Raw genomic sequence first — 5,848 nt, 5'->3', positions numbered from 1 at the left:
GGCCGCGCTGCCGGTCCGCCACGGAAGTCCGGCCGCCGACGGCCCGCCGACGCTCCGCCCGACGCCGCCGCACCGCCGGTGGCGTGCCGGACCCGCTCACCGGCCGCCGGACCCCGCCGCTCATGCCTTGCGGCGCGGGCTCCCGGCGTGCGGGCGAGCCCTAGCCGATGCCCTCGGTGTCGATCAGCTGCCCCTCGGCGCCGAGCCGTTCGGCGAGGTCGGGCAGGCTGGTGGCCTCGATGGCCGCGGGGAGCTGGGAGGCCGGGTAGGGCTGGGGGGAGCGGCGCAGCCAGGCCGTGGCGAGGCCGGCCCGGGCCGCGCCGTCGATGTCCCAGGGGTGCACCGACACCAGCACCACCTCGTCGGCCGGCACGCCCGCGGTCTCCACGGCGTGGGCGTACGCCTCCCGGGCGGGTTTCCAGCGGCCCGCCGCCTCCACGTCGAGGTGCGTCTCGAAAAAGTCGGTCAGTCCTTCCCGGTCGACAACCGCGCGGGTGGTGCCGGCGGAGCCGTTGGTCAGGGTGATCAGGCGGTACCCGGCGGCGCGCAGGGCCCGGACGCCGTCGGGGACGTCCGGGTGGAGGGGCAGCCGGGGCAGCGCGGCGAGGACGTGGTCCGCCGCCGCCTCGGGGTCGGCCACGCCCCGCGCCGAGGCCGCGAGCGTCCGCAGGCCGTCGCGGGCCACCTCGCCGAAGGAGGCGTGGCCCCCGGCCAGGCTCAGGGCGATCCCGTCCCGCAGCACACCGGCGAACCAGGCCGCGAGCGACTGCTCCGGCAGCCCGGTCTCCGCCATCCGGGCCGCGAGCGGGGACAGGTCGGTGAGTGTTTCGTTGACGTCGAACACGAGGACGCGGGGACGTCCGTCACCGGGCAACGGGATCGCCTCCTCCCAGGTGGCCGGCGGGCCCGGCCAGGGCTTCGCGTTCCTCGCGGTTCACCCACGACCAGGTGAGGAACACGCCGCCCGCGATGGTGGCTTCACCCGGACCTTACGGGCACCGCGTCCGGCGCGTCCGTCGACACACCACACGCGGCGGAGTCCCCCGGGACGCCGCACTCACACCTGCCGGATCCGTTTGGCCGGAACGGGCGGGGGTACTCCCGTCGCCGGCCACCGCCGAAGATGCCGTGGTCCGGACAGCGCGGGACAATCGAGGCACCGAGCGGGAGGAGGAGCCATGGGCGTGCGTACCTGGATCGACTCCTGGCCCGTGTACCGCCAGCTCACCGGCACGGACCCGCTCGGCCGCGGCGCCGCCGCGAAGAGCGGGCGCAGCGCGCGGCTGACCCCCCGGGTGGCCACCGCCGACCGGGTGGTGAAGTCCGTCTGCCCGTACTGCGCGGTGGGCTGCGGCCAGAACGTGTACGTCCAGGACGAGAAGGTCACCCAGATCGAGGGCGACCCCGACTCCCCCATCTCCCGCGGACGGCTGTGCCCCAAAGGGGCGGCGAGCCTCCAGCTGACCACCGGGGACGCCCGCGAGCACCAGGTCCTCTACCGGCGCCCGCACGGCACCGAGTGGGAGCGGCTGGACCTGGACACGGCGATGGACATGATCGCCGACCGGGTGATCGAGGCCCGCCGGACCGGCTGGCAGTGGGAGGCCGATCGGACCCGCACCCGGCGCACCCTCGGCATCGCCAGCCTCGGCGGGGCCACGCTCGACAACGAAGAGAACTACCTGCTCAAGAAGCTGTTCACCGCGCTGGGAGCGATCCAGATCGAGAACCAGGCGCGTGTTTGACACTCCTCCACCGTTCCCAGTCTGGGAACCTCGTTCGGACGCGGCGGCGCGACCACCTTCCAGCAGGACCTGCAGAACGCGGACTGCATCGTCATCGAGGGCTCGAACATGGCCGAGTGCCATCCGGTCGGGTTCCAGTGGGTGATGGAGGCCAAGGCGCGGGGCGCGAAGCTGATCCACGTCGATCCGCGCTTCACCCGCACCAGCGCGCTCGCCGACGTGCACGTGCCGCTGCGCGCGGGCACGGACATCGCCTTCCTCGGCGGGATCATCAACTACGTGCTCCGGCACGAGAAGTACTTCCGCGAGTACATCGTGGCGTACAGCAACGCGCCGGTGATCCTGCGGGAGGACTTCCGGGACACCGAGGACCTGGCCGGCGTCTTCTCCGGCCTCGACACCGACACCCGTGCGTACGACAACACCAGCTGGCAGTACGAGGGGTCCGAGGTGCAGGCGGCCTCCGGCGAGCGCGACCAGGAGTACGACGAGCGCACCGGCGGCGGAAGCTCGGTGACCGAGGCGGCGCGCGGCGAGGCGCACGGCTCCGGCGGCGCGGTGATCGGCGAGGGCGAGCCGGAACGTGACGAGACGCTGACCCATCCGCGCTGTGTGTTCCAGGTGCTCAAGCGGCACTACGCCCGCTACACGCCCAAGATGGTGGAGCAGGTCTGCGGGGTGCCGCAGGACGTGTTCCGGCAGGTGTGCGAACTCGTCACGGAGAACTCCGGGCGCGACCGGACCACCGCGTTCGCCTACGCGGTCGGCTGGACCCAGCACACGGTGGGCGTGCAGTACATCCGGGCGGCCGCGGTGCTGCAGACGCTGCTCGGCAACATCGGCCGGCCCGGCGGCGGCATCCTGGCCCTGCGCGGGCACGCCTCCATCCAGGGCTCCACGGACATCCCGACCCTGTTCAACCTGCTGCCGGGCTACATCCCGATGCCGCATGCCCACCAGAACCAGGACCTGGACGCGTTCATCGAGGCCGAGGCAGCGCACAAGGGCTACTGGGGCAACATGCGCGCGTACCTGGTGAGCCTGCTCAAGGCGTACTGGGGTGACGCGGCGACGCCCGAGAACGACTTCTGCTTCGACTACCTGCCCCGGCTCACCGGCTCCCACTCGACGTACGAGACGACGATGGCCCAGCTGGAGGGCACCTGCAAGGGCTACTTCCTCATCGGCGAGAACCCGGCCGTGGGCAACGCCAACTCCAAGCTGATACGGCTGGGCATGGCCAACCTGGACTGGCTGGTCGTCCGCGACTTCTCCCTGATCGAGTCGGCGACCTGGTGGAAGGACGGCCCCGAGATCGAGACCGGGGAGCTGCGCACGGAGGACATCGGCACCGAGGTGTTCTTCCTGCCGGCCGCCGCGCACACCGAGAAGGACGGCAGCTTCACCAACACCCAGCGGCTGCTCCAGTGGCACCACCAGGCGGTCGAACCGCCCGGCGACACGCGCAGCGACCTGTGGTTCGCCTACCACCTCGGGCGGATCATCCGGCGGAAGCTCGCCGGGTCCGGCGACGAGATGGACCGGCCGGTGCTCGACCTGGCCTGGGACTACCCGACGAAGGGCCGGCTGGCCGAACCGGACGCGGAAGCCGTCCTCGCCGAGATCAACGGCCGCGACGCCGAGGGCAACCCGCTCTCCTCGTACGAGCAGTTGAAGCCCGACGGCTCGACGGCCTGCGGCTGCTGGATCTACTGCGGTGTGTACGCCGACGGCGTCAACCAGGCGGCCCGCCGCAAGCCGGGCCGGGAGCAGGACTGGGTGGCGGCCGAGTGGGCGTGGGCCTGGCCGGCCAACCGGCGGATCCTGTACAACCGTGCCTCCGCCGACCCCGAGGGCCGCCCGTGGAGCGAGCGCAAGGCGCTGGTGTGGTGGGACCCGGACAAGGGTGAGCAGGGCGAGTGGACCGGGCACGACGTCCCCGACTTCAAGAAGGACAAGGCGCCCGACCACGAGCCGCCCGAGGACGCGAGCGGGCCGGAGGCCCTGTCCGGCACGGACCCGTTCATCATGCAGGCCGACGGCAAGGCCTGGCTGTACGTGCCGTCCGGGCTGACCGACGGACCGCTGCCCGCGCACTACGAGCCGCAGGACTCCCCGTTCCCGAACCTGCTGTACGACCAGCAGCGCAACCCGGTACGGCAGTTGCTGCCGCCGCACCCGGACAACCGCTACCAGCCGAGCGGCGACGAGCCCGGCTCCGGGGTGTTCCCGTACGTGGCGACCACCTACCGGCTCACCGAGCACCACACGGCGGGCGGCATGTCGCGCTGGCAGCCGTACCTGGCGGAGCTCCAGCCGGAGTTCTTCTGCGAGGTGTCCCCGGAGCTGGCCGCCGAGCGGGGCCTGGCCCACACGGGCTGGGCGACGATCGTCAGCGCGCGGGGCGTGATCGAGGCGCGGGTGCTGGTCACCGACCGGATGGCCCCGCTGACCGTGCACGGCCGCCGGCTGCACCAGGTGGGGCTGCCGTACCACTGGGGTCCGAACGGCTACAGCACCGGGGACGCGGCCAACGAGCTGCTGCACCTGTCGCTGGACCCGAACACGCACATCCAGGAGACGAAGGCGTTCGCCGTCGACATCCGCCCGGGCCGGCGGCCCCGGGGTCCGGCGGCCCCGGCACTGGTGCGGGCCTACCGGATCCGGGCGGGCATCGACGAGCACACGGGCACGGAGCCGTGAGCGGTGTACGGGAGCCGAGCGGTGTGAGCGGTCCTACCTGAGGACGACGGAGTGGGCCCCGCGCGGCACCAGCTCCCCGACCACCGGTGCCCCGGGCACCTCCCCGGCCACGAGCAGTCCGCCGGAGGTCTGGGCGTCGGCGAGCAGCAGCCGGGTGTCCGCGTCGGTGTCCCCGAAGTCGGTGTGCGGCGCGACCCACTCCAGGTTCCGCCGGGTGCCTCCGCTGACGTACCCGTCCCGCACGGCCTCCCGGGCACCCTCCAGGTAGGGCACGGCGGCGGTGTCGACCACGGCGGTGACGCCGGAGGCGCGGGCCAGCTTGTGCAGATGGCCGAGGAAGCCGAAACCCGTGACGTCGGTGGCGCACTCGGCGCCGGCGGCCAGCGCTGCCTCGGAGGCCTCCTTGTTGAGCGCGGCCATCGTGGCGACGGCGTGCGCGAACCGCTCGCCGGTGGCCTTGTGGCGGTTGTTCAGGACGCCGGTGCCCAGCGGTTTGGTCAGCGACAGCGGCAGCCCGGGCCGGCCGGCGTCGTTGCGCAGCAGCCGCCCCGGATCGGCGATGCCGGTGACGGCCATCCCGTACTTGGGCTCGGGATCGTCGACGCTGTGCCCGCCGCCGACGTGGCAGCCCGCCTCGGTGGCGACGTCCAGCCCCCCGCGCAGCACCTCGCGGGCGAGGTCGAACGGGAGCCGGTCGCGCGGCCAGGCGAGCAGGTTGACGGCGAGCACGGGCCGGCCGCCCATCGCGTACACGTCGGACAGGGCGTTGGCGGCGGCGATCCGGCCCCAGTCGTAGGCGTCGTCCACGACCGGCGTGAAGAAGTCGGCCGTGCACACGAGGGCGGTCCCCCGGTGCGTGACCACGGCCGCGTCGTCACCGGTCGCGAGGCCGACGAGGAGCGGGGTGTCGCCGCCGGCGAGCGGCGGTGCGGTCAGCCCGGCGACCACCTCTTCCAGCTCGCCGGGCGGGATCTTGCAGGCGCAGCCGCCGCCGTGGGCGAACTGCGTGAGCCGTACGGGCGTCTGACGGGCCGGTGTCGTTGTCATACCGGTGGTCTCCTGGGGCAGTAGCCTGACGAGCGGTGGAGGCGTGTGGGTGCCTGGTGGCCCTCCCGGTCTTCAAAACCGAGGTGCCCGAGGATCTCGGGCAGGCGGGTTCGATTCCCGTCCGCCTCCGTTCCCCCTCTCCGGACGGCAGCGCCGGCGCTGGTCGTCGACGCGCTCGGTGAATCCGCGGGCGTCCAGGAACTCCAGCAGCGGTACGGCCACCCGGCGGGTGGTGTCGAGCGCGCGGCGGGCCTCGCTCAGCGTGAACGGCTGGGGCAGCGCGCGCAGGGCGGCGGCCGCGTCGGCGTCCGCCACCAGCAGGCGGATGGAGTTGGTACCGCAGTCGATGGCGG

Annotated in this window: 3 protein-coding genes, 1 tRNA gene and 1 pseudogene; 2 read left to right on the top strand and 3 right to left on the bottom strand. The window is 73.1% G+C overall.

Annotated features, from left to right (window positions below):
- Positions 1-160: 160 nt before the first annotated feature.
- Positions 161-874, bottom strand: coding sequence for a haloacid dehalogenase type II (locus ABZV94_RS39540; RefSeq protein WP_356349586.1), 714 nt, complete (start codon positions 872-874; stop codon positions 161-163).
- 304 nt (positions 875-1,178) lie between these two features.
- On the opposite strand from ABZV94_RS39540, the gene fdh reads away from it, so the two are divergent.
- Positions 1,179-4,448, top strand: coding sequence for a formate dehydrogenase (gene fdh / locus ABZV94_RS39535; protein WP_356349583.1), 3,270 nt, complete (start codon positions 1,179-1,181; stop codon positions 4,446-4,448).
- Positions 4,449-4,481: 33 nt separating this feature from the next.
- Here fdh and selD read toward each other — a convergent pair whose 3' ends face one another.
- Complete coding sequence (selD, locus tag ABZV94_RS39530) at positions 4,482-5,495, bottom strand: selenide, water dikinase SelD (protein WP_356349581.1); 1,014 nt, start codon at positions 5,493-5,495, stop codon at positions 4,482-4,484.
- A gap of 37 nt (positions 5,496-5,532) precedes the next feature.
- Here selD and ABZV94_RS39525 point away from each other — a divergent pair.
- A tRNA-Sec gene (locus ABZV94_RS39525) sits at positions 5,533-5,625 on the top strand.
- A gap of 11 nt (positions 5,626-5,636) precedes the next feature.
- On the opposite strand, the pseudogene ABZV94_RS39520 reads toward ABZV94_RS39525, so the two are convergent.
- Positions 5,637-5,848: pseudogene (locus tag ABZV94_RS39520) on the bottom strand (SelB C-terminal domain-containing protein); the annotation flags it as partial.

The sequence above is a fragment of the Streptomyces sp. NPDC004658 genome, assembly GCF_040609555.1.
Lineage (GTDB): Bacteria > Actinomycetota > Actinomycetes > Streptomycetales > Streptomycetaceae > Streptomyces.
This window is presented reverse-complemented; position numbering and strand designations above follow the sequence as displayed.